Below are 4,104 nucleotides of genomic sequence, written 5' to 3' on the forward strand. Positions count from 1 at the left end.
AACTATTAAAAATAATGCATTAAGAATAAAAGCAGAAAAATTTGTAAAATTAGGAATTAAAACTAACGCTGTAAATATAACGCCAAAAACAGATCCAATTGTACTAATGAATAATACAAAACCTGATTTTGAATCACTGCTTTGATCATTTTTATATTTAATTATTGAGATGAGCAGAGGGTTCATCGCAGACATTAATACCAATGGAATTGATAGCAAAATAAAACTTCCAATAAAACTCCCAATCAACAAATTTAAACCAACTAATTTTGGTAATAATAATGGATAAATGATGGTAGAAATCAAAATAAAAAATGAACTTATAAATGGTATAAATAAAAATAGTTCTTCGTAGTATTCAGAGTGTATTTTTGATGTAACCCATCCTCCTAATTGATATCCAATAGCAAGAAAAATTAATGTTACTGATAAAATTGCAGTCCAAATGTAAAGACTAACCCCAAAGAATGGTGTTAGTATTTTTGATGCAATTAATTCTAATGAGAGAATAACTGCCCCAGTGAAAAAGATTAAAGATAAATATTTTATAAAATGATTAATTCGCATCTATTAGGGCTTTATAAAATTAATTATTTTCTTCACAAAGATTTTGCACTTATTGCAAGTGTTTTTATTTCTCTAAAGTTAAGAAGTATCTTATTTTTATTTAAAATGATTTAAAATAAAAAAAAACCCCCGATAGTCGGGGGTTTTAAATTTTCATAAATAACTAGAATGGGAGGGGTTTACATACCCATACCACCCATTCCTCCCATACCACCCATGCCGCCCATTCCACCAGGCATTCCAGCAGGAGCCGCATCTTTTTCTTCTGGCTTGTCAGCTATCATTGCTTCTGTTGTTACTAATAATCCAGAAATTGAAGCTGCATCTTGAAGTGCAGTTCTAACAACTTTGACTGGATCAATAATACCCTTAGCAAACATGTCACAATATTCCTCATTTTGTGCATCATAGCCGTGAGTTTTTTTATTCTGTTCTAACAATTTACCAACTACAACTGAACCATCTACACCAGCATTTTTGGTAATTTGTCTAATAGGAGCTTCTAATGCTTTTCTAACCAAATCAACACCAGCTTTTTGATCTTCGCCTTTGGCTTTTAATTTTTCAAGCTCTTGAGCAGCGTATAACAAAGCACATCCACCACCTGTTACAATACCTTCTTCGACTGCAGCTCTTGTTGCATTAAGTGCATCTTCGACTCTGTCTTTTCTTTCTTTAACTTCAACTTCTGTAGCACCACCAACTTTGATTACAGCAACACCACCAGCGAGTTTAGCTAATCTTTCTTGAAGTTTTTCTTTATCGTAATCAGAAGTCGTTTCATCAATTTGTTGTTTGATTGAAGAACATCTAGCTTCGATATCAGACTTTTTACCGCTACCATTCACGATAGTACTATTATCTTTATCAACTTTAACTTTTTTACATGATCCAAGATCATCTAATTTAACGTTTTCAAGTTTAATTCCTAAATCTTCAGAAATTACACTTCCACCAGTTAAGATTGCAATATCTTCAAGCATAGCTTTTCTTCTGTCACCAAAACCTGGAGCTTTTACAGCTACTACTTTTAAACCACCTCTTAACTTGTTTACAACTAACGTTGCTAAAGCTTCACCTTCAACATCTTCAGATATAATCATTAATGGTCTCCCAGCTTGCACCACTGCCTCCAAAAGTGGAACCATTGGTTGTAGATTTGTTAATTTCTTCTCATGCAAAAGAATAAAAGGGTTGTCTAACTCTGTCGTCATTTTATCACTATTTGTAATAAAGTATGGTGATAAATATCCTCTGTCAAACTGCATACCTTCAACAACATCAAGTTCCGTTTCAATTCCTTTATTTTCCTCAACTGTGATTACTCCTTCATTACCAACTTTTTGCATTGCTTTTGAAATCATACTTCCGATTTCTTTATCGCCATTTGCAGAAATAGTTCCGACTTGAGCAATTTCATCACTATCTTTTACTTTTTTGGCTGAAGAAACTAAGTTTTGCTTTACAACATCTACGGCTGCATCAATACCTCTTTTCACATCCATTGGGTTCATTCCAGCTGTAACATATTTTACACCTTCTTTAACAATCGCTTGAGCTAAAATAGTTGCAGTTGTAGTGCCGTCACCAGCTTCATCATTTGTTTTGCTAGCAACTTCTTTAACCATTTGAGCACCCATATTTTCAAACTTATCTTCAAGGTCAATTTCTTTTGCGACTGAAACACCATCTTTAGTAATTCTTGGAGCACCATAAGATTTATCCATAACAACGTTTCTGCCCTTAGGACCTAAAGTTACCTTAACAGTATCAGCTAAGATATTTACCCCTCTTATCATTGCTGATCTTGCTTCAGCGTCAAATTTAACAACTTTTGCCATTATACTTTCTCCTTTAACTTATATTATTTACTTGAAATACCCATAATGTCTGACTCTTTCATTATGCTGTATTCTTTACCATCAATTTTGACTTCAGTTCCTGACCATTTGCCAAATAAAACTTTGTCTCCAACTTTAACATCCATTGGAATTTTTTTTCCATCTTCAGTTTTCGCACCACCACCAACAGCAACAACTTTTCCTTCTTGAGGCTTCTCTTGTGCAGTATCTGGTATGATTATTCCTCCCGCAGTTTTTTCGCTGCTATCTAAAACTTCTATTAAAACTCTGTCATGTAACGGTCTAAATTTCATATATTCTCCTATATAAATATGGAGTTCATATAGAGATTGGTAATACTATTTCAAGATATACTTGATATTTAGTTTATTAAAAAAGGTAGGAAATTGTGGATTTTTTGGGTTATAGATTATTTTGATGACTAAAAATTTAGACAAAGATGGTTTCTGCTCCATCGTTGATAATTATGAGCTTTTTTACATTGATTTATGGGGTGTTATTCATAATGGAATAAACCTCCATGAAGAAGCAATCAACGTTTTAAAAGAAATCACAAAAAAAGGCAAAGAATACATTCTACTCACTAATGCTCCAAGACCTAACGATGTTGTTAAATCCTTTTTAGAAAAAATGGGTATGGAAAAAGAAATTAGAGATCATGTTTTCACATCTGGCCAAGCATCATTAAATTATCTCAAACAAAATTTATCCACCAAAAAATTTTTTCATGTTGGACCACCACGTGATTTCGATTTATTTAATGACTTCGCAAAAATGAAGTCAGACAATATTGATGATGGAGAGTACATATTGTGTACTGGGTTATTTGAAAAATTTGAAAAAGATTTGAATTATTATAAAGATTTATTTGAAAAAAATTTAGATAAAGAAATGGTTTGTACTAATCCTGACTTAATTGTGGATAGAGGTGACAAAAGAGAGCTTTGTGCAGGATCGGTTGCTATGGTTTTTGAAAAAATGGGTGGCAAGGTAGTATATTTTGGTAAGCCATATCCAGAGGTTTATAATTTATCAATTGATAACAAAGGTAAAAAGATTCTTTCTATTGGTGATAATTTAAATACTGATATTAAAGGTGCAAATCTTTTAAATTATGACTCGTTAATTATTTCAAATGGTATTCATAAAAATGAAATCAAAGAAAAAGGAATTGAAGCAACTGCGAAATCTTATGAAACAATCTGTAACTATATACAATCAGAGTTAAAATGGTAAAAATGAAATTATATAATAGTTTTAATATTAAAAAGAATCATAAAAATTCAATTATTTTAATTGGTAATTTTGATGGTCTCCATCTAGGACATCAAAAATTATTTAGATTAGCGAAAAAATATAAAAAAAAATATTCTTCAAAAATCGGTGTTTTGACTTTTGAGCCGATGCCAAAAATGTTTTTTAACTCCAATTTAAAAAATTTTAGATTATCAAATTTAAACCAAAAAATTGAAAATTTAGTCAAGCTTAATGTTGATTTTGTTATTACTAAGAAATTTAATCGTAAATTTTCAAAAACAAAATCAGTTTCATTTATTAAAGAAACTTTAGGTAGAAAACTTAGTCCTAAATTTATTTTTGTAAGTAATAATTTTAGATTCGGAAACAAAAGAGAAGGAAACGTAAAACAATTAATTCATCACGAAAAATTATGTAA

The 4,104-nt window shown here is 31.0% G+C and carries 4 protein-coding genes and 1 pseudogene; 2 read left to right on the forward strand and 3 right to left on the reverse strand.

Going from position 1 to position 4,104, the window contains the following annotated elements:
* The 3 genes from ACTT83_RS06270 to groES all read right to left on the reverse strand — a co-directional run.
* Nucleotides 1–567 (reverse strand): fused MFS/spermidine synthase (locus ACTT83_RS06270; protein ID WP_440919229.1); only part of this gene is annotated, 567 nt, incomplete at its 3' end.
* A 179-nt stretch (nt 568–746) separates the two neighbouring features.
* Entirely contained in the window at nt 747–2,408 is a 1,662-nt protein-coding gene (gene groL / locus ACTT83_RS06275; RefSeq protein WP_440919230.1) for a chaperonin GroEL, read from the reverse strand.
* A 23-nt stretch (nt 2,409–2,431) separates the two neighbouring features.
* Nucleotides 2,432–2,722, reverse strand: coding sequence for a co-chaperone GroES (gene groES / locus ACTT83_RS06280; protein ID WP_440916791.1), 291 nt, complete (start codon nt 2,720–2,722; stop codon nt 2,432–2,434).
* 124 nt (nt 2,723–2,846) lie between these two features.
* On the opposite strand from groES, the gene ACTT83_RS06285 reads away from it, so the two are divergent.
* Both ACTT83_RS06285 and ACTT83_RS06290 read left to right on the forward strand, forming a co-directional pair.
* Complete coding sequence (locus ACTT83_RS06285) at nt 2,847–3,665, forward strand: TIGR01459 family HAD-type hydrolase (RefSeq protein WP_440919231.1); 819 nt, start codon at nt 2,847–2,849, stop codon at nt 3,663–3,665.
* A gap of 2 nt (nt 3,666–3,667) precedes the next feature.
* Nucleotides 3,668–4,104: pseudogene (locus tag ACTT83_RS06290) on the forward strand (riboflavin biosynthesis protein RibF); the annotation flags it as partial.

The sequence above is a fragment of the Candidatus Pelagibacter sp. genome (assembly GCF_052049775.1).
In the GTDB taxonomy this organism is placed as follows: Bacteria; Pseudomonadota; Alphaproteobacteria; order Pelagibacterales; family Pelagibacteraceae; genus Pelagibacter.